The sequence below is a fragment of the Arthrobacter sp. B1I2 genome, assembly GCF_030816485.1.
Classification (GTDB): domain Bacteria; phylum Actinomycetota; class Actinomycetes; order Actinomycetales; family Micrococcaceae; genus Arthrobacter.
Genome location: NZ_JAUSYC010000001.1, coordinates 16395 through 38022 on the forward strand (window position 1 = coordinate 16395; position 21628 = coordinate 38022).

Genomic DNA, 21628 nt, shown 5'->3' on the forward strand with positions numbered 1-21628 from the left:
GGGAAGCCGGCTGCCGCCGTCGTACGCCCTACTTCTTGTCCGCGTAAGACTTGTACGCCTTGTTGGCCAAGTCTACGTACTTGGACATGCCCTTGCTGTCGAGCTCCTTGACGTAGGCGTCGAACTCGCTGAGGCTGCGCTGCCCGGTGATGAACTTCAGGGTGTTCTGCTTGACGTGGTCCTTCAGCGGGGTCAGCGTCAGGGTGGCCTGCTCACGGTCCGCGTCGCTGTAGGGTACGGGCGGCGAGACGGGCCGGGGGGTCTTGCTCTTCATGGCCTTCTGGAACGCCAGCTCCTCATCATCGAAGGTGGACTGCAGCAGGTCCGTGGTGCCACCGTAGGCAAAGTTGCCGCCGGAGAAGCCGTAGTCCACCCGCAGGTCCTTGGTGCCGGCCGGGTTCAGGCCCTGGAAGTTAATGTCCTTGGCCAGGACCCGCTTGCCGCCTTCCTTGGTGTAAGTTGTGCCCTGCACGCCCCACTTGGCGAACTCCTGCCCCGCGTCGCTGTAGAACAGCCAGTCGATGTACTGCATCAGCGCCACAAAGCTGTCCTTGTCCTTCACGGACGAGTTCAGCATGATGCCGTTCTCCAGCCGCGACCCGCCAATGATGTTGCCTGCGGGGCCGCCCGGAACCGTAATCTTGCCGACGGTGAAATTGCCCTTGCCCAAGGACTGCTCCATGGACGTGCGGTACGTGATGATGTTCTGCGAGTTGGCGCTGATCACGAACGACTTGCCGGAGGTGAACTTCTGGATGGCCGAATCGTCCGTCTGGGTGAAGCTTTCCGGATCCATCAACCCCTCGGATACAAGCGAGTTAAAGTAGGTGAGCAGGTCCTTGAACGCCGGGGTGCTGGAGGCGAACTCGAACTGCTTCTTGGAATCGTTGAACGCCAGGCCGTCCACCAGGCCCCAGCCGGAGAGGGTACCGAAGGCGGTGCCGGCGATGTTGAGCACGCTGTTGCCGTTGAAGCGGTCCGAGAAGGGCACCACGTCCGGGTGAGCCTTCTTCAGGGAGCGCAGGACGTCCCGGAACTCGTCCCAGGTCTTGGGTTCGGCAAGGTTTTCCTTCTGCAGGATGTCCTTCCGGAACGCCAGGGAGTAATCCGGCCACAGCTCCTCATGCAGGCCCGGCAGCACATAGTACTTGCCGTCCTGCTGCGTGAGACCGGCGATTTCCGGCTCCAGCTTCCACTTCTTGATCTTGTCCTGGAAGTTGGGCATCAGGTCCACGTAGTCGCTGACCGGCAGCACCGCGCCGGAGGACACGAAGGCCGATTCCTCGCCGGGATAGGTCTTGGCGATGATCTCCGGAGCCTTTCCGGAGCTGATGAGCAGGCTGCGCTTCTGCGTGTAGTCGGCGAACGGCACCACCGTGGCGTCGAGGGTGACGTTGTTGTCGCTGGCCATCTTGGTGAACAGCAGCCATTCCTTCTTATAGGGGTAGGTGGGCTGGTCGCTGAACAGGAAGCTGTAAGTGAGCGGGACGGTCGCCTTGAACGTGTCCCCCAGCTTGTAGCTGTCCATGGCACCGTTGCGGGCTTTCGAGGTATCGGCTTTACTGCTGGATTCCGAGTCACAGCCTGCCAGCACCAGGCCGAAGGCCGTGAGTGCTGAGAGGCTGAGGAAGTCTCGTCTGCGGATCATGGGCTTTCCTTTCATAGGGGGTTATTCCTTGACGGAACCGAGCATGACGCCCGAGAAAAAGTACTTCTGCACAAAGGGGTAGATGCACAGGATGGGAATGACGGTGAGGACGATGGTCACTGACTGGATGTTCGCGGCGATCTGGCCCATGTTCTCCGTGGTGCCGCCGGCCGAGCCCGCCGTGGTGACCCCGGCGATCATGTTGCGCAGGTAGATGGTCACCGGGAACAGTTCCGGCTTGTCCAGGTAGAGGAACGCCTGGAACCAGGAGTTCCAGTTGGCGACGGCGTAGAAGAGCACCATGGTGGCAACGATGGCCTTGCTCAACGGCAGGACCACCTTGAACAGGACCCCGTACTGGGTGAGGCCGTCGATGGCGGCGGCTTCCTCCAGCTCGCGCGGCATGTTCTCGAAAAACGACTTCATGATGAGCAGGTTGAAGACGCTGATGGCGTTCGGCAGCACCACGGCCCACAGCGTGTCCCGCAGGCCCAGCGAGCTGATGAGCACGTAGTTGGGGATCAGACCGCCGTTGAAGAACATGGTGAACACGGCGATGCCGATGAACACGCTGCGGCCCTTCAGGTCCTTCTTGGCGATGGCGTAGGCGAAGGACGTGGTGAGCACCATGGAGATGGCCGTGGCCACCACCGTATACAGGACTGTGTTGCCGTAGTTACGCCAGAACGTCGAATCAGCGAGGATCAACTTGTAGGTCTCAATATTGAAGCCCATCGGGAACAGGTTGACCTGCCCGGCGTTGATGAAGCCTTCGCTGGAAAAGCTCTGGGCCAGGATATTCAGGAACGGGTACAGGGTCAGGAACACCACCACCAGCAGGAACACCAGGTTGGCCACCCTGAACACCCGCATGCCGCGTGAGACCTTCATGTCCTTGAGCAGGACGCCGGTTGCCTTAGCGCCGTTCTTCCTGCCCGGCCGGTTCAGGAACCTATCCTTCATGGCTGCCTCTTTCACCGTTGCCCCCTTCACCACAGGCTCGTTCCTGCGAGCCGCTTGGATATGGCGTTCGAGGAGAGGATCAGCGTGAGGCCGATGACGGATTCGAACATCCCGATCGCGGCCGCGTAGCTGAAGTTGCTGGACTCCAGGCCCACCCGGTACAGGTAGGTGGAGATGACGTCGGAGGTCGCGTAGTTGAGCGGGTTGTAGATCAGGAGGATCTTCTCGAAGCCCACGGCCATGAACGTGCCGATATTCAGGATCAGCAGCGTGATGATAGTGGGCCGGATGGCGGGCAGCGTCACGTGCCAGGTCTGCTGCCAGCGGTTGGCCCCGTCGATCCGGGCCGCCTCATACAGCGATTCGTCCACCCGGGTCAGCGCGGCGAGGTAGAGGATGGCACCCCAGCCCATGGTCTGCCACACCTCGGAGCTGATGTACATGGGCCGGAACCAGGCGGCCTCCTGGGTGAAGTTCACCGTGGTGCCGAACAGGGTGTGGCCGATCTGGTTCACCGTGCCGGTCATGGAAAAGTTCTGCAGGATCATGCCGGCGATGATCACCACGGACATGAAGTGCGGCAGGTACGTCACCGTCTGGATGAGCTTCTTGAACTTCTGCGAGCGCAGCTCGTTCAGCAGCAAGGCAAAGATGATGGGCATGGGGAAGCAGAACAGCAGCGTGAGCACGCCCAGGATGACGGTGTTCTGGAACGCCTGCCAGAAGCTGGGATCGTTGATGAACAGCGTGACGTACTTGAGCCCCACCCACTTCTCACCGAAGATGTTGCCGCCCGGCTGGAACTGCCGGAAGGCTATGACGTTGCCGACCATGGGCAGGTAGCGGAACACCGCGAAGTAGGCCAGCGGCAGCAGCACCAGCGTGTAGAGGCGCCAGTCCCGCTTAAGCGCCAGTTTCCAGCCGTTGGGCTTGTTCCGTGGTTTTCCCCTGGTGCCAGGCGGGTCAGGGGTGACCGCCTCGGGAGGAATATCCAGTCGCATGGCCATGGTGGGACTCCTATCTGGGGAATTCTGCGGAGACGGATTCTTCGAGCACCAGGACTCCGTTAGCCGGAAGCTCGACCGTCCCGTGGATGGTGTTGCCGGTGAGCCGGTCCGTGCCGCCGGCCTTGACGTCCAGCCGGGCAGGTGCGTCGTTGTGGTTGAGGACCAGCAGATAGCTGCGTCCGTTGCCCGTACGACGGCGGACCTGGACTGCCAGCGGGGCGTCCAGTTCCGGGCGGATCCCGGCAGCGGCCCGTTCCGCGGCGAGCAGTTCCTGAAGGAAAACGCTGTCCACGCGGGCGGAGAGGTAGACCGCTGTGCCGCCGCCGAAGGTGTTGCGGGTGACCGCGGGTGAGCCGGCCAGCCGGCCGGAGGCATAGGTGGCCAGGACATCCGCCGTGGTGGCGTGCAGGTGCTCGGTCCAGTATTCAGCGGAGGCCGTGCCGCCGTCGGCCGTTAGAAGCTTTACTTCCTCTCCTTCACCGGCGAGCGGATGCATCTCCTCGCTCCACGCGCCCAGGACGTTCCGGAGGGCGCCCGGGTAGCCGCCCAGGCGGATGGTGTTGTCCGGGTCCACGATGCCGGAGAGGTAGCTGGCCACCAGTCGGCCGCCGCCGGAGACGTAGTCTTCGATCCGCTGCGCCGCTTCGTCGGAAAGGAGGTAGGTGGCAGGCAGGACCACCATGCTGTACTGGTCAAGGTCGGCCTTGGTGTCCACGAAGTCGACGGGAATGTTGGCGTCGAAGAACGGCCGGTAAAGGCGGAGGACTTCCTGCGGATAGTTCAGGTCCGAGCGCGGGGAGTTGCCGAGTTCCAGGGCCCACCAGCAGTCCCAGTCAAAGACCATCGCCACTTTCGCGGCCGAGCGCGTGCCGGTGATGCCGGCCAGGCCCTTCAACTCCCGGCCCAGTTCGCAGACTTCGCGGAAGACCCGGGTGTTGGGGCCGGCGTGGTTGACCATGCCGGAATGGAAGCGCTCAGTGCCGCCGCGGGCCTGGCGCCACTGGAAGAAAAGAATGGAATCGGCGCCCTGGGCGATGGCCTGGTAGGAGCCGAGGCGCATCTTGCCGGGGAGCTTTGAGACGTTGACTGACCACTGGCTGACCGCGGCGGTGGCCTGTTCCATCACCAGCCAGGGCTGCCCTTTCCGCAGGGAGCGCATCAGGTCGAAGTTGAGGCCGGCCGCCACATGGGCATCCTCTTCACGCGGATCCGGGTAAATGTCCAGGGCGGCGGCGTCCTCCTCGGCTGCCCAGGCCCAGTAGTCGTTGTTCTTATAGAAGCGCATGAAGTTCGTGACGATGGGCAGGTCCGGGGTGTACCGGCGCAGGATGTCCCGCTCGGCCTTGTAGTGCTCCAGCATGCTGTCCGAGGTGAACCGATGGAAGTCCAGGCGCCGGGAGGGGTTGGACCAGGTGCGGGGTTGGGCGGGGGCGTTAACCTGGGCCCAGTCGGAGTAGACCTGCCCCCAGACGTCCGTGCTCCACGCCCGGTTGAGGTCCTCCAGGCTGCTGTACTTTTTCTGCAGCCATTCCCGGAACGCCCGGTCCGCGTGCGGGCCGTAGGAGACGGGGCCGTATTCGTTGTTCACGTGCCACATGCACAGTGCCGGGTGGCCGGCGTAGCGCTCCCCCATTTTCTCCGCCATGGCCAGCGACTTCTCCCGGTAGGCGGGGTGGGAGACGTCGAAGTGCTGGCGGGATCCGAAACCGAAGGTGGAGCCGTCGGCCAGGACCGGGAGGATGTCCGGGTGCTGTGCGATAAGCCAGGCCGGAGGAACAGCGTCCGGCGTAGCCAGGTCCACCCCGATGCCGTTGGCGTGCAGCAGGTCCATGATGTCGTCCAGCCAGGCGAAGTCGTAGACCCCGTCCGCGGTTTCGAGCCGGCTCCAGGAAAAGACGGCCAGGGTGACCAGGTTAACCCCGGCGTCCTTCATGAGCCGTACGTCCTCTTCCCACACCTCGCGGGGCCACTGTTCCGGGTTGTAGTCACCGCCATAGGCGATGCCGCCCAGGCGTTCGTGGAGGCGTTTGAGGCGGTGTTCCGGGGTGCTGGTGCTTTGCTCGCCGGTCATCATTGTCCTTTGCTTAGGCATGTTGGCCGCGGGCTCCCCACCAGTGCGACCTGCATCACACAAGGAAACTATCGTAAAGTTTCAGCAATAACAACAGGTTCGGATGAAGTGGGAGCTTACTTTCCAAGGCCGCCGGACGCCATGTTTCCGCTGGACAGCACGCCAGGAGGCGCAGCACTGCACAACCCAGCGCGGCAGGGGGTTCAATATGCCGTCGCGGTGCGTAGAAACTATCGGAGCACTTTCAGCGCAGGCCGCCTGTACGCGTCCGGGGGCAGCTCGATCAGCCGCCAGCAGCGCGGCCGGACAGTGCCCGGATCAGGAGCGGGGCGCTCCGTCTGCCGAGGCCGGATCCGCCACGTCCTGAATGACCTCATTGCGGCGCAGGAACCACGGCTTGAACGGCGGGTCGAACCGGGCAAACCGCGGCGCACCCACCGGCGTCAGCCCGGCCAGTTCCAAAGCCGCCTGCAGCCCGGTGTTATGCCGCTGGAATGCCGCCGCAGAGCCGCTCCCCGAGAAGCTCATGGCGGCGGCAGGAGACGCCGGAACGCCCCGCACGCTGACCCTGGGATCGGTGGGGGCCGGAGCCGTGTCAGCAGTGACGCCGGCGGGGAGCACAAAACCGACAACGAATTCGGCGGGACCGTCCGCGCCGGGCAACGGCCCACGCTGCAGCACGGGGGCAGTCATGGCCAGCTTCTGCGGCGGCCCGGACTCCTGGATGACCGGCGCGGTCATGGCCAGCTTGCGGCGGGCCGTGTTGTTGCCGCTGATGTAATTGAACAGGTACCGGAAGGCGGCGTTTCCGGCGCGGTCGAAGGCTGTGGAGACTGCCACTTCAGCTACGGCGTACGCCGGATACCAGCGCAGCTCGAAGTGCGGATAACGCCGGATCAATTCATAAGGCTGCTGTTCAGTCATGATCTGTCAGAGCCTACGCCCGTGGAGCCGGGGCGGCCAGAGCCACGAGCCCTGCCCGGCGCGGCTCAGACCACTTGCTTCGTGGCGCGCTTCCGGATCCTTGCACGGAGAGCGGCGATACCAACCACAAGGAAGGCGAGGAGGGCAATGGAACCAAAAAGGACAGTCAGGACAACGCCCACTCCGCGGAACCACACGCCGTCGCTCTCATATCCCAGCACGACGGCCCTGCCGGCATCATCTTCGGCATAAATGACTGTGACGTCACTGCCCACGACGGGATGTTGATCGTGGTCCACCGCCGCGAAAGTCCGGTGGGGCGCCCCGTCCGCCGTCGTGAATTCGACTCTTATCCTGCGCTCGGAAGCCTTGGTGACATCGTCGAAGTGGACGATCGTTCCGGCGGCCTGGGCGCCCGTCCCGGCAAGCTCCTCATCCGCGTCAATCATGAAACTGCCCACGCCAACCAGGATTGGGCCCAGGCAGATGACCAGGGCGGTCACGGCCAGGTTCAGTTTTTCCTTCCACGACAACCAAGGTTTTCGGGTCCCGTCAATTCTGCGCCCAGTCACGGCTCCCATTCTGCCCGAGCCTGTCACCAGAACCACATCCCAAACCGTTGCCCCAGGCAAGCAGGAGGAGCATAATAGTTAGCAGAAGTAATTAGCACTGCTAAGGAACGCCAGCAGGCGCACCCGAATACATGTCCCCTACCCAAACGAAAAACAAGGCAATCGCAGACCCCGCGGCCCCCGACACCCTCGCCATCGATCTCCGCACCGCCGTGATGCGCACTTCCAGGCGGCTCCGTGTCGAGGCAACCGGCGACATCATCACCCCCGGCCAGTACACCGTCCTGGCCTTGCTGAGCGGGAGCGGTCCCAGCACGCTGCGCGCGCTTGCCGAGAGTGAGCACGTCCAGGCACCGTCCATGACCAGGATCGTCAATGCGCTCGCCGACCAGGGCTTCGTCACCAGGAACGCGGATCCCGGCGACGGCCGGCAGGTCCGCGTGGATATCACCGATGCCGGCAGGACGGTCCTCGCGGCAGCCCGGAACCAGCGGACGGCCTGGCTGGCCCAGCGCGTGGCCGGGCTCAGCGAGGAAGATCGGCTCATCCTCAGCCGGGCGGCCGGCATCATGCAGGAAATGAGCGGCAAATGAGCGCGATGTTCCGTGCCCTGGAGAACCCCAACTACCGCATCTGGGCCAGCGGCGCCATCGTCTCCAACATCGGCACCTGGATGCAGCGCGTGGCCCAGGACTGGTTGGTCCTGACCGTCCTCACCGACCACTCGGGCGCCGCCGTCGGCCTCACCACCGGCCTGCAGTTCCTGCCCATGCTGCTGTTCGGCCCGTACGGCGGCGTCCTGGCGGACCGGTACCGAAAGCGCATCATCCTTATGTGGACGCAGCTGGCCATGGCGTTCACCGGCCTGGCCATCGGCCTTTTGGTGGTAACCGGCACCGCCCAACTCTGGCATGCGTACGTGGCGGCCTTCTGCCTGGGCGTTGCCAGTGCAGTGGATGCGCCCGCGCGCCAGGCTTTCGTCTCGGAACTGGTGGGGCAGGACAACATCTCCAACGCCGTGGCATTGAACTCCGCGTCCTTCAACACGGCCCGGCTCACCGGCCCGGCCATCGCCGGGGTACTCATCGCCTGGGTGGGTACCGGCCCGGTGTTCCTGCTCAATGCTGCGAGCTTCGCGGCCGTCCTGGTCTCGCTGTTCAGGATCCGCACCACCCAGCCCGCCCCGGTGGCAAAGGGCCAGCGGAACAAGCACCAGGTGGCCGAGGGTGTCCGTTATGTACGCCGCAGGCCCGACCTGATGCTGATCATGGTCCTGGTGGGCATCCTGGGCGCGTTCGGCATGAACTTCCCGGTCATCAACTCACTGATGGCCACCACCGAGTTCAAAATGGGCCCCAGTGAGTTCGGGCTGCTCGGCTCGATCATGGCGGTGGGCACCCTGGCCGGCGCCCTTCTCGCGGCGCGCCGGGCGCGTCCGCGGCTGAGGTTCCTGCTGGGCGGGGCGCTGGGGCTGGGTATCTTCACGATCCTGGGCAGCCTGGCACCGTCCTTCTGGGCCTACGCCGCCATCCTGATCCCCGTCGGACTGGCGTCCATCACCTTCCTGAACAACTGCAACACCAGCATTCAGCTTTCCGTGGAACCGCAATTCCGCGGCCGCGTACTGGCCCTGTACCTGGCCGTCCTGCAGGGCGGCACCGCCCTGGGTTCGCCGCTGGTCGGGTGGATCGGGAGCCAGTTCGGCGCCCGCTGGTCCGTGGCCACCGGCGGGATCGTGGTCCTGCTTGCAGGTGTTGCGGCCGTCATCGCGGTCACCAGGCGGAACCGGCTCACGCTGCGCGGCGCGTTGCGGATGGCACTGGGCCGGCGCGAGCCTGCCGTCTGATAAGGCTGGGGAGGAAGAAAAGGCTGTGTGTTGTGGCCGTGCGCCGGTCCCCCAACATGACACGTCACCGGCCCACGGCGGTCCTAATCCGCCGAAGCGGGCGGAAGCGCCAGGCCCGTACTCAGTGGCCATCCCGTCCCGGTGGTCAGTGATGGTTCCCTGCAGGACATGGACAGTTCCGGGGCGCCCCACGTGATGGTGGACGGGCCCAAAGACTCCGCCGGGCTCGATGGTCACCATCCGCATCCGCAATTGCCGGCCTCTCGCACCGCTTACGACGGCGACGCCGGGCTGCCGCTGCCCCGCACCCAGGTGCGGGTGCTTCGCGCGGCCGGCGACGGCGTCGTCCTTGTTTTGCCGGTAACTGCCGGCCTCCGGCGGTCAGGCCGGGATCGAGGAAATGTTCAGGATGTTGCCCTCGCTGTCAATGAACCAGGCACCCTTACCCATGCCTTCCATGGTGGCGATGCCGTTCTCGGTCTTCAGGCCGGGCATGTCGTAGTCTTCGAAAACAACGCCGCGGCCCCGCAGCTCTTCCACTTCCTTGTCCACGTCATCGACACCCCATGCCATCTGGGTGTTCTTGGCGGAACCGGCGTTGTCCGTCCGGTAGAGCAGGAAGCCGGTTCCCTTGCCACAGCGGTAAATCAGGTTGTCGCCTTCGATGGTCTGGACAGGTTCCAGTCCCAACTTGTCCCGGTAAAACTCCCGCGCCCGGTCAATATCCTTAGCCGGCAGCACAGCCATGAGTTCCATATCCTTGAGCATGACAAATCTCCTTGTGCATTAATGGCGATGCTCTCCCCCTGAGACAGTCCGGCCGTCCCCCGCCGGGCCTCGTGGCCGTCCTTCCCGCCGATTGCCGGGGCGGCCGCCTGAAACCCCTGGTTCCGCCGTGGCACAGGACAGCGGCGGGGAGATTCCCGAAGTCTACGAGGCCATTATGGAGCCGATTCCGCTGCGGCGATATAGGGGTTTTAAAGTGGTAGGCCGGGGTTTTCCCGGGTCTGCTTCCGGGCAGCGATAACCACCCGCCGCACCGCCCTGCCGGCCACTGCCACCAACGGCACCAGGCACGCCACAGCGGCGATCATGTTCGGCCGGAAGGCCGCGTGTCCGTTGATGCTCCGGTAGACACCGATGGGGAGGACCGCGCCACCGCCGCCTCCGCCCGATGGACCTTGTTCGGACTCGGAGCCCCCGCCGAAGCCGAAGGACACCAGCGCCACAGGCACGATTTCCTCGCCACCCACATTCACCGGTGTGCCGTAGGCCTTGGTCACGCCCATGTTCTTGAAGGTGTCCACCAGGGACGCAAAAGTATCAGCCATGGGTTCAGGCTAAGCGTCCGCCGCCGCCACGCACAGGACCTAAAGTCCTTGCTCCAGCGGCGCCGGGCCCGCGGAAAGTACTGCCGCCGTCGTCCCTTTCCTATTTACGGATTTCGGCCATCCGCAGCCGGACGATGTCCGCCAGCACGTCATCCGGCACGGGGCGGTCCGCCGCGAAGCGGATGGTTCCCTTGGACAGGGAGTACCCCTCCAGCCGGCCAGCCACCGCTTCCACCACCCTGGAGGAAAACGGAAAGATCGAGAGGTGTTTTGCCGTGGCCACGGCGGCCACCAGCGGCTTGCCGTCCAGTTTGAGGGCGGGCATGCCGTAGCTCATGCCCTCCGTGGCGTCGGGAGCCAGCGACCGCGCAACCTCCACCACATGCTGCAGGCAGCTGCGGTCCGGTTCGTCAACCGTCGCCACCGCTTCGTCGACGACGCCCACACCAAACCTCAGCTCTTCCTTGCCGCAACAGTGGAAGCAAGCGCTGTGAGTCCCCGCTCGAAGTCGGCACCCACCATTTTGTCCATGTTCATGAACAGTGCGAACACCTTCCCCAGGCCCTTGTTCTCCCCGGTCATCCGCCAGGCCACCTCGGTGCCGCCCTGCACTGGAGTAAAGCTGAACGTCGTGGGGTTCAGTGCCTTGAAGGGCTTGGTGAACTGCAGCCGGATCCGGACCAGGCTCGAAGGCACCGACTCCTCGATCTCCATGGTGCCGCTGCCCGCCTTGCGGTTGCCACTCCACGCGTACCCGGCCCCCGCGCCGGACTCACTGCCGAAGTAGCTGCGGCTCATTCCGGGATCGATCGTCTCCCAAGGGGACCAGGCGGTCCACTCGTGGAAGTTGCTTACCAGCGGAAAGATGTCTTGGGGCGCGGCAGGGATGACGGCACTGCGGCGGACTTCAAAAGTGGACATGGGCCAAGCATAGGGGCGGGGGCGGCTGCGGTTAAGGGATGACCACGTTCACCGGGTCCTTGCCGTCCAGCAGCAACCCGATCTGCTTCTTGAGCAGCCGGACCATCCGGGGGAACATGGCCGAGCTGGCACCGCCCACATGCGGGGTGATGAGCACGCCGGGGGTGGTCCAGAGCGGGTGGTCCGCAGGCAGCGGTTCCGGCTCCGTCACGTCCAGGGCTGCACGGAGCCTGCCCCTTGAAGTCTCGGCCAGCAGCGCCCCGGTATCGGCCACCGGGCCGCGGGCCACGTTGACCAGCAGGGCGCCGTCCGGCATGGCAGCCAGGAACTTCGCGTCCACCAACTGCTCCGTGTCTTCGCTCAGGGGGACGCTGACCACCACGATCTCGTGCAGCGGCAGTTGCTCATAGAGCGAATCGATCCCGTGGATGGTCCCGCGCTCATCGTTGCGGGCGCGGCTGGCCATCCGGGTGACCTCGGTTTCGAACGGCAGGAGCCGGGCCTCGATGGCCTTGCCCACCCCGCCGTAGCCCACCAGCAGCACGCGCCGGTCGGCCAGGCTGGGGCGCTGGCTGTTGTCCCATGTTCCGCTTTCCTGGTTCCGCACAAAGTCCGGGATCCCGCGCTGGGAGGCAATCATCATGCCCACGGCGAGCTCCGCCGTCGACGTCTCATGGACTCCCGCCGCGTTGGCGAAGGTGACACCTGCCGGCAACACTGAGTCCACGCCGTCGTACCCGATGGACTGGCTCTGCACCAGGCCGACGTCCACACCCTCCAACGCGGCGAGCGCCGTCGGTTTGCCCATATAGCCGGGGACCAGCAGGTCCAGCCGGCCTTCCGGTGCGGGCCCCGTCAGGTCCCAGAGGACAAAGTCGACGCCGTCCATCGGCGCCAGCGCGTCCAGCAGGTTCTGGGCGGGCAGGCACACGCGCAGCCGGGCCGTCATGCGGCGACCATCAGCTTGACGTTGGCGGCCTTCAGCGCCTCCTCGATTTCCCGGGGCGGCGGGGCATCCGTTACCAGGATGTCCACCGCATCGAAAGCTGCCAGCCTCGCCAGCGCGTACCGCAGCATCTTTTGATTGGTTGCCACCACCACCACCTGTTCCGCTGAATTCATAAGGGCGATCTTAGTGGCGCGCTCCACGTCCCGTTCGATGTAGAAAGCCTCGTCATGGATGCCGCTCACCCCAATAAAGGCTGTCTTGGCACGCAGGCCGGCCGCCGCGCTGACGGTCATCGGCCCGTTGAACGCCTGGCTGTCCAGCAGCAGCTCCCCGCCCAGGCAGATGGTCCGCGCCGCCGTGAGCTGCAGGCAGCGCTGGATGGCCGGCGCAGAGTGCGTGATGATGGTGCCCGTGAAGGACGCAGGCAGTTCCTGCGCGATCTGGTAAGTGGTGGTGCCGGCATCAATGATGATGGCATCCCGTTCACCGATCAGGCCGACGCAGGCCCGGGCCACCCGCAGTTTCGCATCCGCGTCCTCACGCACCCGTGCGGCGAAGTTCGCATTCTGGCCCTGGCCGTGGATGGCGCTGACGCCGCCATGGACCACCCGGACCAGCCCCCGTTTGGACAGTACCCGGGTGTCCCTCCGCACGGTCATGTCAGAGACGGCGAACGTTTCTGCCAGGTCGTTTGTGGAAATGAACCCCCTCCGGCCCAGCTCATCCAGGATGGTCCGCTGGCGGGGCGTCAGCGGCGTCTCTTCGTGTGCGATACTCATAGGCCGTTCTTCCCTCCCCAATGAGCCGGGCAGGAGCCTGGCGGATGTTGCAATTCCAACATGAATCTTCTTATGAACTTACCCCAGCGGCAGCATTACTAAGCTCCACGGGGCGTCCTTCCGTAATGGAACGTTCCGCAGCAAGCCCCATTCGCACGGACTGCAGCCCGTCCGCGACGGTGACTTCCACCGGCCCTTCGCCCAGGATGGCCTTCCGGTAGCCGAGGTGCTCGTAGTAGGTGGAGCCGTGATGGGCACCTGCCGCCAGGACGGCCTCGTCCACCGGAACCTCGTGCTTTTCCGGGCCCAGCGGGGACCGCGGGCTGAACTCCACAGTGGCTTCGGCCTCGTCCCCGGGAATCCAGTGGTTGGCTGCCACCGGGATCAGGGTTTCAATCTTGGCGGCGTCCCCGACGATGGAGATCCGCTCCTGGAACTTGGATCCTTCGGCGAACATGGACAGTTCCAGCATGGCCCTGCGGCCGCCCTTGAAGTCGACGATCACGTACGCGTTGTCCACCATGTCCGAAACCCGGCCGTTGTACACCTCGTCCATGTGGTTCACGTCGTGACCGCCGCTGGCGTAGACGCGGACGGGCTCGTCCTGCAGGATCAGCCGCATCAGGTCGAAGAAGTGGCAGCACTTTTCCACAAGCGTTCCACCGGTGCGCTCGGCAAAGCGGTTCCAGGCGTCCACCTTGTGCAGGAACGGAAAGCGGTGCTCAACGATGGAGAGCATGTAGATGTTGCCGAGCCTGCCGCTGTGCGCCGCCTGAATGATTTCCTGCACCGGCGGCATGTATCGGTACTCCATGGCAACCCACACCGGCGCGGGATAGTTCGCGGCGAGCACTTCAAGTTCGTCCGCCTGTTCGGCGCTGGTGCATACCGGCTTCTCCACCAGAACGGGCAGGTTGGTACCGCTGGCGAAGATGTCCTTCAGAATGCCCAGGTGCGTGTCATTGGGGCTGGCGATCACCAGTGCGTCAACCAGCCCTGAAGCCAGCAGCTCCTGGTGGGAGGTGAACGTCTGCACCTCGTAGCCAATTTCCTTGGCCGTCTCTTCCAGTGAAGACGGCGTGGGATCCGAGACTGCGGTGATGTGGCTTCCCGGGATCAGGGCAAGGTTCCGGACATGTTCGCGTGCCATGTGGCCGGCACCGATGAGGCCATACCGGACGGTCCGGACCGATTCCGCAGAAGGCAATGACATGAGTTGCTCCGTTTCTCTTCGTTGAGGGGGACCGCGGCGTTGCATCCCAAACAGAACTATACAGAAAGTGTTGTTATTCCAACATAGTGTGTGTATATTTCTTCAGTATCAGCCGGAACTACAACGAGGTGGAACGTGCCCCGATCGTCAACTGGAACCCTGCTCTTCGTAGGATGCGCCACCCTTGACTCCATTGCCCTGGTGCAGGATTACCCGGCCGCGGACAGCCGGACGGTTGCCACGGATTTCGCGACGGCGGGCGGCGGCCCCGCGGCGACGGCGGCTGTCGCAGCGGCCCGGGCAGGCGCAAGGACTGCCTTCGCAGGCGTCCTTGGCACGGATGAAGAGGGCGACCGCATCATCAGTGGGCTCCAGGCGGAAGGGGTGGACACCTCCGCAGTGATCAGGGATGCAGGCGTCAAAACCGGCGCCAGCGTCATCGTGGTCAGCAAGACCGCTGAAAGCCGTGCCATCGTCACCCGCCCGGTTCCGCCTGTCAGCTTCCCTGCCGGCAGCCACTTCACCGAACTGCTGCAGTCCGCGGCCTGGGTGCACACGGACCACCTGGGCTGGAACGCCGTGGCCAGCGCCCCCGGTCGTCCCGCCGGCCTCAAGGTCAGTGTCGACGCCGGCAACCCCATCCCTGCCTTCAGCCCCCGTGGCGTCGCACTGTATGTCCCCACCATCGAAAGGCTCGCTGCTGAGTACGGGGCGGACCTGCCACCGGAGGCGCTCCTGCGGAAACCGCTGGAGGACGGTGCCTCCGCCGTCGTCGCCACCGCCGGCTCCGAAGGTGCCTGGGTCCTGGAACGCGGCGGCGAACCCGTTCACGTTCCGGCGACACCGGCCGTCATCGTCTCCACCCTCGGCGCAGGCGACGTTTACCACGGCGCCCTGCTCGCCGCCGTCGCCGCCGGGGTTCCGCTCGTGGATGCGGCAGCCTTCGCCGGCCGCACCGCCGCCGCCTCCTGCGGCGGACTGGACGGCCGCTCCGCCATTCCCCACCAGACCATCAATCCTGTCCTTGCCTCCAACCTGACCAGCTGAAAGAAGCAGCCCATGAGCCCCACAGATCTTTCCCCCCTCCAACGCCCGTCCGGCGCCTTCGCGATGCTGGCCGTGGACCAGCGCGAAGCCATGCGAAACATGTTTGCCGAGCACACGGACCAACCAGTGACCGATGAGGACCTCCGCGACTTCAAGCTCGAAGCCGCCAGGATCCTCACCCCGTACGCATCCGGCATCCTGATCGACCGGCAGTTCGCCTTGGACCAGGCCATTGAGGCCGGCGTGGTTGACGCCAACTGCGGGCTCATCGCCTCTGCAGACCACTTCGAAACCGCCCATGGCGAGCTGGTGGGCGAGGTGACCATCGACCCGCTGGTGGATCCCCACAAGTACAAGGCACTGGGCGTGAAAGCGCTCAAACTGCTGGTGCTGTACCGCCCGGATGAGCCCGCCGAGGGCCGCGTGGCAATGGTCCGCGAGTTCGTGGAGAGCTGCCGGTCGGCCGGGCTGATCAGCATCATCGAACCCGTCTCCAGGAAGCCTCTGGCCGGCGGCGAGTTCGACTGGAACGCCGGCATCCTGGCAGCCGCCAAGGAACTGGGCAACCTGGGCGCCGACCTCTACAAGGCGGAGGTTCCCTTCAAGGGCCAGGCCTCCGAAGCCGAGGTCCGGGCTGCCTGCGCCGAGTTGACCAAGGCAATCGACGGCCCCTGGGTGGTCCTGTCCTCGGGCGTTCCCGAGGACGTCTTCCCCGATGCCGTCCGATGGGCCTGCCTGGAAGGCGCCAGCGGCTTCCTCTCCGGACGCGCCGTCTGGGCATCCTGCATCGGCGCGCCCGACGTCGTCGAATCCCTGTCCACCGACGCCGTCCGCCGCCTTCAGCGCCTCTGCGCCGTAGTTGACGACGTCGTCTCGAGCCAGCGAAGCCACGCATAGGCGCTCCTGCAGCGCCAACGCGTCCTGACCGGGGAAACCCCCCTTCCGCAGTAAGCAAACAAGGCACACCAAACACTCAATGAGGAGATTATTGTGAGTCAGATTTCACGCAGGCAGGCAGTCGCCCTTCTCGGAGCCCTGGGCTTCGGCGCCGCTGCGGCAGCGTGCGCCGGACCCGGCGGATCCACCGCACCAGGAGGCGCCAGCGGACCGGCCGCACCGTCCACTGGCGCCGTCACCGGCAAGGTGTCCTTCGCGCACTGGCGCGGCGAGGACAAGGCCGTGTTCGACGAGCTCATCAAGCGCTTCGCTGCAAAGCATGACGGCGTAGAGATCGCCCAGGACATCTCCACCTCCAACGACTACAATGCGCAGGCCCTCCAGAAGCTGCGCGGCGGCTCAATCGGCGACGCCTTTGCCACCTTCCGCGGCTCACAGTTCAAGAACTTCACCGAAGCCGGCATCTACACCGAACTCAAGGACAGCAAGGCGGTGGGCAACTACCAAAAGGGGCTGCTCTCCGCCGGCCGGAACGGCGACAGCCAGCTGGGGTTGCCCTACCAGGTGGTGTTCCCCATGCCCATGGCCAACGTGGACCTTTTCGACAAGGCAGGTGCGGAAATTGCCCCCAAGAACTGGGATGCGTTCCTGGGCATGTGCGAGAAGCTGGCATCTGCGGGTGTCATCCCGATCTCCTGGCCGGGCGGCGATGTCGGAAACGGCGGCCAGCTGTTCAACTGCATGATCGCCAACAACGCACCCGTCGACGACATGTGCGCCCAGATCGAACAGGGCAAGCTCAAATGCACCGACGACTGGTTCCTCAAGATGTTGGGACAGTACAAGGACCTTGCCCCGTTCGTTCAGCCCAACGCCACCGGCACCGCCGTGGAACCGGCACAGAACCTGTTCTCGCAGGGTAAGGCGGCCATGCTGGCCACCGGCTCATACCATATCGCCGCAGTCCGCGGGCTGGGCGCCAAGTTCCCCATCGACCTGGTGTTCCCCAACACCACCTCTGACGGCAACGGCAAGTATGAGGGCGCCTACAACGCCACCTTCATCCTCGGCGTCAACTCGGCCAGCAAGAACCAGGCCGCCGCAGCCGCCTGGATCGATTTCCTGTCCGAGCCAGAGAATGCCGGCTACTACGCCAACCAAACCGCGCAGCACGTGTCCGTTGACAAGGTGGAGTACACCAACCCGGACCTAAAGCGGCTGAGCCCCTGGCTGCAGAAGAAGACCGCGCTCGCCGCCCGGTTCCAGTTCAACAACCTTGATGTCCGCAATGCGGTGGAAGCCAGCGCCACGGCCGTCATCTCCGGCACCAGCCCGGAGCAGGCAGCCGCTGCCGCCCAAAAGATTGTTGATGAACGGCTATGAGCATCCATCCCGGAACGGCTGCCAAACGCAAGGCGCCGGGCAGCAATGCACCCGCAAACCCAGCCAAGGTACGCCGCCGCTCCCCCACCCGGGTAAATCCGGCACTGTACCTCTTCCCCCTGCCAGCAGTCGCCGTCGTTGCCTTCTTCCTGGTGATGCCCACGCTGCAGGCCTTCCAGTACGCGATCACGGATTGGAACGGCTTCTCGGCGGCGTTCAACTACGTGGGCGTGGACAACTTCGTCCGGGCGTTCACCAAGGATTCGCTGTTTACCAACGCCCTGACCAACAACCTGAAGTTCGTGCTGCTGGTGGTGATCGCCCAGACCGTGTTCTCCCTGGTGCTGGCACTGCTCCTCACCAAGAACTCCAGGGGCAGCATCCTGCTCAGGGCGCTGTTCTTCTTCCCCACCATCCTGTCCTCAGTGTCGGTGGCCTTCATCTGGAAGTTCATTTACGACCCCAACTTCGGGCTGGCCAATTCCGTCCTCAGAACGGTAGGGGTGGACGGTGGCGCCTACCTCGGTAACGACGCCCAGGCCCTGTACTGGGTGGCCGTCACCCAGGTGTGGTTCCACTCCGGGCAGATGATGGTGGTCTACATCGCCGGACTGCAGGCCATCCCCAGGGAACTCTATGAAGCTGCCGAGATGGACGGCGCCAACAAATGGCAGCAGTTCAAATCCATTACCTGGCCCTTCGTGGCCCCCGCCACGTCCATTGTGGTGGCCTACACCACTGTGCAGTCCTTCAAGGCATTCGACCTGATCCTGGGCATCGCCGGCAATCCGCCCAAGGCCGCCCTGGACATCCTGTCCACCCGCATCTACAGCACCTTTGCCAACTCGGAGTTCGGCTACGCCGCCGCCCAGTCGATCATCTTCATGGCCATGATCGCCCTGGTCACGTGGCTGCAGCGCCGACTGCTCCGGCTGACCCCGAAGGGGGACTAGCAGCATGCTCACTTCAATAAGCCGCCGCGCCATCCTGGCCATCTACGCGGTCATCATCATCGTTCCGCTGACCGTTGTGGCCTTCGGCAGTTTCAAATCCACGCAGGAACTTTTCGCCGGGCCATTCAGCCTCCCGCAATCCCTCTCCCCGGACAACTTCGCCGAAGTGGTGGGCGGCCAGAACCTGGGCTCGTCCTTCATGAACAGCGCCATTGTCACCGGCATCTCCGTGCCGCTCACCCTGTTCCTGGCCAGCCTCGCAGGTTACGGGGTGTCCCGGCTGAAGGGGTTCATGTCCTGGGCCATCTTCGGCTTCCTGGTGCTGGGCATGGCCATCCCAGCCCAAGCCAACATGGTGCCGCTGTACGTGCTCTTCGGCCGGCTTGGCCTGCTCGACAACCTCACCGGCCTGATTCTGGCCAACGTGGTTTCCACCCTGCCCATCGCCGTCTTTATTTTGGGCGGGTTCATGCGGACCCTGCCCAAGGAACTGTACGAAGCCTCCTCCATTGACGGCAGCGGTCCCTGGAAGACCTACTCCTCCATCGCCCTGCCACTGTCAGCACCCTCCATCGCCGCAGCCGCAATCTTCCTGTTCGTCATCCACTGGAACGAACTGCTGTACCCGCTGCTGTTCATCCAGTCCCCCGGCAACCGCACCCTGCCCCTGGCGCTCCTGAGCTTCCAGGGCGAATTCCAGACCAACTACCCTCTGCTGTTCGCCGGAGTGATCCTGGCGTCCCTGCCCGTGGTGGTGGCCTACGTCTTCCTGCAGCGGTACTTCGTTGCCGGCATCACCGCGGGCGCCAGCAAGGGATGAGGAACCAGTCCCCGGCCGCTCCTTGGGCAGCCGGCCCCGTCCGGCCGCACTGAATCCCTCGCCATGCTGAATTCCTCCCAGCCTAACGAAAGGCACCATCAATGAACCTCAAATCAGCCCGGCACCTGGTGAACGGCACCTGGCACACCGCCGGTACCGCCAAGGACGTGACTGACCCGGGCAACGGCAGCACCGTAGGCGAAGTGGCCTGGGGCACCGCAGAGGACGCTACCAAGGCCGCCGACGCCGCGGCGGAAGCCTTCGGTTCCTGGTCGCGCACCACTGCCCGTCACCGGGGAGATCTGCTTCGCAATGCCGCCGACCTCCTGTCAGAACGCCGGGAGGAACTCGCGCACACCCTGGCACTCGAAGCGGGCAAGCGGCTCCCCGAAGCGCAGGGCGAGGTGGACTTCTCGGTGGAGTACTTCCGGTGGTTCGCCGAGGAGGCGCGCCGAACCACCGGCACCATCAGCCCGCCTGAGCTGCAGGGCCGCCGCCATCTCAGCACACGCAAGCCAATCGGCGTGGCACTCAGCCTTACGCCCTGGAACTTCCCGGTTTCCATCCAGGCCCGGAAGCTTGCCGCCATGCTTGGCGCCGGCTGCACCGTGGTGGGCCGCGTATCCGAGAAGGCGCCGCTGGCCGCCACCGGACTTTTCGAGGTGCTGCACGACGCCGGCTTCCCCGCCGGCGTCGTCAACCTGGTCCACGGCCCCTCCCGCGAGATCACCGGGGCGTTGATGTCCCACCCGGCTGTCAGGGCGGTCAGCTTCACCGGCTCCACTGGAGTGGGCCGGCAGATCATGGCTTCGGCCTCGGAGCGGGTGGTCCGGCCGTTGCTGGAACTGGGCGGCAACGCCCCGTTCATAGTCTTCGAGGATGCCGACCTGGACGCCGCCGTCGAAGGTGCCGTCCTGGGCCGGCTCCGCAACACCGGCCAGTCCTGCGTCGCCGCCAACCGGTTCCTGGTCCAGGAGAGCATCGCGGAGGAGTTCGCGCAGAAGCTGGGCGCCCGCTTTGATGCGATGAGCATCGGCCACGGCGTTCCCGACGGCGGCGCACCGGTCCCGGACCTCGGTCCCGTCATTGACGCCGAAAGGGTGACCGCGGTGCAGGCCCTGGTGGATGACGCTCTGGAGCGCGGCGCCCGCCGCGTGACGCAACGGACTTCCGTCCCCGCGCAAGGGTCCTTCCTGGCACCCGCGCTGCTGGCCGACGTCCCGGACGACGCACCCCTGGTGACCGAGGAAGTCTTTGGCCCGGCGGCCGGCGTCGTCACCTTCTCGTCGGAGGAGGACGCCATCCGGAAGGCAAATGCCACGGAGATGGGCCTGGCCGCCTACGTGTGGAGCGGCAGCCCCAAGCGCGGCTGGGACATCCCCGAGCGGCTCGAAGCGGGCATCGTCGGCGTAAACGATCCCCTGCCGTCCGTTGCCTTCGCCCCGATGGGCGGCGCCAAGCAATCCGGCCTGGGCCGGGAGGGATCAAGCCTGGGCCTCGAAGAGTTCGAGGAGGTCCAGTACGTGGCCTGGAGGCCGTAAGTGCTGACCACCGGGCTGGTGCTGGGCGCCGTGGTGATGGGTGCCGGGATGCAGCGCATCACCGGGATGGGCTTCGCCCTGGTGGCCGCCCCCTTCCTGGTCCTGCTCCTGGGCCCGGTGGAGGGTGTGGTGCTGGTGAACGTGTGCGGCGCCGTGACGTCGGCGGCCATTATCTTCCGGGTTGTCCGGGACGTCGACTGGAAGCGGTACCTGTTGCTCGCCGCCTCTGCCCTGCTCGGCATCATCCCCGCAGCGGTTCTCATCCGTTTCATAGCGCCGGCGGTCCTGGAGATCTCCATCGGAGTGATCCTCGCCGTGGGCCTGACCGTCCTCCTGGTCCTGAAGTCCGCCACCCTGCCGGAGCGCCGCCGCTACCTCTTTACCGCCGGCGGCCTCAGCGGCTTCATGAACACAGCGGCGGGTGTGGGCGGTCCGGCGGTCAGCATGTACTCCATCGCCACCCGGTGGCAGCACAAATCGTTCGCAGCCACCATGCAGCCGTACTTCTTCACCATCGGAACGTTCTCGCTTATCTCGAAGGCGATCACGGCACCCGCCTCGTTCCCGGTGCTGCCGTTGGCCATGTGGCTCGCCGTCGCCGCCGCCTGCCTGACCGGACTCGTCGTGGGCGACCTCGCCGCCAAACACGTTCCTGCCCGCGCCGCCCAGATCCTGCTGATTATCCTGGCCTACCTGGGCGCGGCCGCCACCATAATCCGCGGCGTGCTTGACGCCGTCGCATGACCCCAAATTTCACTTGCAC

General features: G+C 65.0%; 22 protein-coding genes. 9 read left to right on the forward strand and 13 right to left on the reverse strand.

All coding sequences use genetic code 11. The features are described from left to right. Positions 1-28: 28 nt before the first annotated feature. The 6 genes from QFZ57_RS00065 to QFZ57_RS00090 form a co-directional block, all read right to left on the reverse strand. A complete protein-coding gene (locus QFZ57_RS00065; protein WP_306632206.1) occupies positions 29-1663 on the reverse strand; it encodes an ABC transporter substrate-binding protein in 1635 nt (544 codons plus the stop codon). 6 nt (positions 1664-1669) lie between these two features. Continuing rightward, positions 1670-2539 carry a carbohydrate ABC transporter permease gene (locus QFZ57_RS00070; protein ID WP_306632584.1) on the reverse strand — a complete coding sequence of 290 codons (870 nt, stop codon included), beginning with the start codon at positions 2537-2539 and terminating at the stop codon, positions 1670-1672. 98 nt (positions 2540-2637) lie between these two features. Next, positions 2638-3618, reverse strand: coding sequence for an ABC transporter permease (locus QFZ57_RS00075; protein ID WP_306632207.1), 981 nt, complete (start codon positions 3616-3618; stop codon positions 2638-2640). A gap of 10 nt (positions 3619-3628) precedes the next feature. Further along, on the reverse strand, positions 3629-5689 hold the full coding sequence (locus QFZ57_RS00080; RefSeq protein ID WP_306897074.1) for a beta-galactosidase: 2061 nt from the start codon (positions 5687-5689) through the stop codon (positions 3629-3631). Positions 5690-6007: 318 nt separating this feature from the next. After that, complete coding sequence (locus QFZ57_RS00085) at positions 6008-6613, reverse strand: SOUL family heme-binding protein (RefSeq protein ID WP_306632209.1); 606 nt, start codon at positions 6611-6613, stop codon at positions 6008-6010. A 65-nt stretch (positions 6614-6678) separates the two neighbouring features. Further along, positions 6679-7185, reverse strand: coding sequence for a DUF3592 domain-containing protein (locus tag QFZ57_RS00090; protein WP_306897077.1), 507 nt, complete (start codon positions 7183-7185; stop codon positions 6679-6681). Positions 7186-7316: 131 nt separating this feature from the next. Here QFZ57_RS00090 and QFZ57_RS00095 point away from each other — a divergent pair, with 131 nt between their 5' ends. Both QFZ57_RS00095 and QFZ57_RS00100 read left to right on the forward strand, forming a co-directional pair. After that, positions 7317-7778: a MarR family winged helix-turn-helix transcriptional regulator gene (locus QFZ57_RS00095; RefSeq protein WP_306632212.1), complete on the forward strand. Its 462-nt coding sequence runs from the start codon at positions 7317-7319 to the stop codon at positions 7776-7778. Beyond that, positions 7775-9031: an MFS transporter gene (locus QFZ57_RS00100; RefSeq protein WP_306632213.1), complete on the forward strand. Its 1257-nt coding sequence runs from the start codon at positions 7775-7777 to the stop codon at positions 9029-9031. The genes QFZ57_RS00095 and QFZ57_RS00100 overlap by 4 nt, the downstream gene beginning before the upstream one ends. A gap of 381 nt (positions 9032-9412) precedes the next feature. Here QFZ57_RS00100 and QFZ57_RS00105 read toward each other — a convergent pair whose 3' ends face one another. From QFZ57_RS00105 to QFZ57_RS00135, 7 genes are all read right to left on the reverse strand, one after another. Next, entirely contained in the window at positions 9413-9799 is a 387-nt protein-coding gene (locus QFZ57_RS00105) for a VOC family protein (RefSeq protein ID WP_306632214.1), read from the reverse strand. A 209-nt stretch (positions 9800-10008) separates the two neighbouring features. Beyond that, the gene (locus tag QFZ57_RS00110; RefSeq protein WP_306632215.1) at positions 10009-10362 is read right to left on the reverse strand and encodes a hypothetical protein; all 354 of its coding nucleotides are present in this window, start codon (positions 10360-10362) and stop codon (positions 10009-10011) included. A 100-nt stretch (positions 10363-10462) separates the two neighbouring features. After that, a complete protein-coding gene (locus tag QFZ57_RS00115) occupies positions 10463-10807 on the reverse strand; it encodes an iron chaperone (RefSeq protein WP_306632216.1) in 345 nt (114 codons plus the stop codon). 8 nt (positions 10808-10815) lie between these two features. Further along, a complete protein-coding gene (locus QFZ57_RS00120; protein WP_306632217.1) occupies positions 10816-11283 on the reverse strand; it encodes an SRPBCC family protein in 468 nt (155 codons plus the stop codon). Between the two features lie 31 nt (positions 11284-11314). After that, positions 11315-12232 carry a 2-hydroxyacid dehydrogenase gene (locus QFZ57_RS00125; protein ID WP_306632218.1) on the reverse strand — a complete coding sequence of 306 codons (918 nt, stop codon included), beginning with the start codon at positions 12230-12232 and terminating at the stop codon, positions 11315-11317. Further along, positions 12229-13011, reverse strand: coding sequence for a DeoR/GlpR family DNA-binding transcription regulator (locus QFZ57_RS00130; protein ID WP_306632219.1), 783 nt, complete (start codon positions 13009-13011; stop codon positions 12229-12231). The genes QFZ57_RS00125 and QFZ57_RS00130 overlap by 4 nt, the downstream gene beginning before the upstream one ends. Positions 13012-13081: 70 nt before the next feature. After that, on the reverse strand, positions 13082-14224 hold the full coding sequence (locus tag QFZ57_RS00135; RefSeq protein WP_306632220.1) for a Gfo/Idh/MocA family protein: 1143 nt from the start codon (positions 14222-14224) through the stop codon (positions 13082-13084). 135 nt (positions 14225-14359) lie between these two features. Between QFZ57_RS00135 and QFZ57_RS00140 the strand changes: the two genes are divergently transcribed. The 7 genes from QFZ57_RS00140 (at position 14360) to QFZ57_RS00170 (ending at position 21609) form a co-directional block, all read left to right on the forward strand. Beyond that, positions 14360-15271: a carbohydrate kinase family protein gene (locus QFZ57_RS00140; protein WP_306897084.1), complete on the forward strand. Its 912-nt coding sequence runs from the start codon at positions 14360-14362 to the stop codon at positions 15269-15271. A gap of 12 nt (positions 15272-15283) precedes the next feature. Then, positions 15284-16168 (forward strand): aldolase, encoded by an 885-nt coding sequence (locus QFZ57_RS00145; RefSeq protein ID WP_306897086.1) that lies wholly within the window; start codon positions 15284-15286, stop codon positions 16166-16168. 93 nt (positions 16169-16261) lie between these two features. Continuing rightward, a complete protein-coding gene (locus QFZ57_RS00150; RefSeq protein ID WP_306897088.1) occupies positions 16262-17551 on the forward strand; it encodes an ABC transporter substrate-binding protein in 1290 nt (429 codons plus the stop codon). Next, the gene (locus tag QFZ57_RS00155; RefSeq protein ID WP_306897090.1) at positions 17548-18504 is read left to right on the forward strand and encodes a carbohydrate ABC transporter permease; all 957 of its coding nucleotides are present in this window, start codon (positions 17548-17550) and stop codon (positions 18502-18504) included. The genes QFZ57_RS00150 and QFZ57_RS00155 overlap by 4 nt, the downstream gene beginning before the upstream one ends. A gap of 4 nt (positions 18505-18508) precedes the next feature. Then, on the forward strand, positions 18509-19324 hold the full coding sequence (locus tag QFZ57_RS00160) for a carbohydrate ABC transporter permease (protein ID WP_306632225.1): 816 nt from the start codon (positions 18509-18511) through the stop codon (positions 19322-19324). A gap of 101 nt (positions 19325-19425) precedes the next feature. Further along, positions 19426-20865: an NAD-dependent succinate-semialdehyde dehydrogenase gene (locus QFZ57_RS00165; RefSeq protein ID WP_306897093.1), complete on the forward strand. Its 1440-nt coding sequence runs from the start codon at positions 19426-19428 to the stop codon at positions 20863-20865. Next, positions 20866-21609: a sulfite exporter TauE/SafE family protein gene (locus QFZ57_RS00170; protein ID WP_306632227.1), complete on the forward strand. Its 744-nt coding sequence runs from the start codon at positions 20866-20868 to the stop codon at positions 21607-21609. Positions 21610-21628: the final 19 nt, after the last annotated feature.

Excerpts from the sequence above, each read along its gene's own strand:
- QFZ57_RS00155 (WP_306897090.1), top strand. The coding sequence starts at position 17,548 with ATGAGCATCCATCCCGGAACGGCTGCCAAACGCAAGGCGCCGGGCAGC.
- QFZ57_RS00105 (WP_306632214.1), bottom strand. The coding sequence starts at position 9,799 with ATGCTCAAGGATATGGAACTCATGGCTGTGCTGCCGGCTAAGGATATT.
- QFZ57_RS00160 (WP_306632225.1), top strand. The coding sequence starts at position 18,509 with ATGCTCACTTCAATAAGCCGCCGCGCCATCCTGGCCATCTACGCGGTC.
- QFZ57_RS00135 (WP_306632220.1), bottom strand. The coding sequence starts at position 14,224 with ATGTCATTGCCTTCTGCGGAATCGGTCCGGACCGTCCGGTATGGCCTC.
- QFZ57_RS00145 (WP_306897086.1), top strand. The coding sequence starts at position 15,284 with ATGAGCCCCACAGATCTTTCCCCCCTCCAACGCCCGTCCGGCGCCTTC.
- QFZ57_RS00165 (WP_306897093.1), top strand. The coding sequence starts at position 19,426 with ATGAACCTCAAATCAGCCCGGCACCTGGTGAACGGCACCTGGCACACC.
- QFZ57_RS00120 (WP_306632217.1), bottom strand. The coding sequence starts at position 11,283 with ATGTCCACTTTTGAAGTCCGCCGCAGTGCCGTCATCCCTGCCGCGCCC.
- QFZ57_RS00100 (WP_306632213.1), top strand. The coding sequence starts at position 7,775 with ATGAGCGCGATGTTCCGTGCCCTGGAGAACCCCAACTACCGCATCTGG.
- QFZ57_RS00075 (WP_306632207.1), bottom strand. The coding sequence starts at position 3,618 with ATGGCCATGCGACTGGATATTCCTCCCGAGGCGGTCACCCCTGACCCG.
- QFZ57_RS00095 (WP_306632212.1), top strand. The coding sequence starts at position 7,317 with ATGTCCCCTACCCAAACGAAAAACAAGGCAATCGCAGACCCCGCGGCC.
- QFZ57_RS00070 (WP_306632584.1), bottom strand. The coding sequence starts at position 2,539 with ATGAAGGTCTCACGCGGCATGCGGGTGTTCAGGGTGGCCAACCTGGTG.
- QFZ57_RS00130 (WP_306632219.1), bottom strand. The coding sequence starts at position 13,011 with ATGAGTATCGCACACGAAGAGACGCCGCTGACGCCCCGCCAGCGGACC.
- QFZ57_RS00110 (WP_306632215.1), bottom strand. The coding sequence starts at position 10,362 with ATGGCTGATACTTTTGCGTCCCTGGTGGACACCTTCAAGAACATGGGC.
- QFZ57_RS00125 (WP_306632218.1), bottom strand. The coding sequence starts at position 12,232 with ATGACGGCCCGGCTGCGCGTGTGCCTGCCCGCCCAGAACCTGCTGGAC.
- QFZ57_RS00065 (WP_306632206.1), bottom strand. The coding sequence starts at position 1,663 with ATGAAAGGAAAGCCCATGATCCGCAGACGAGACTTCCTCAGCCTCTCA.
- QFZ57_RS00080 (WP_306897074.1), bottom strand. The coding sequence starts at position 5,689 with ATGACCGGCGAGCAAAGCACCAGCACCCCGGAACACCGCCTCAAACGC.
- QFZ57_RS00085 (WP_306632209.1), bottom strand. The coding sequence starts at position 6,613 with ATGACTGAACAGCAGCCTTATGAATTGATCCGGCGTTATCCGCACTTC.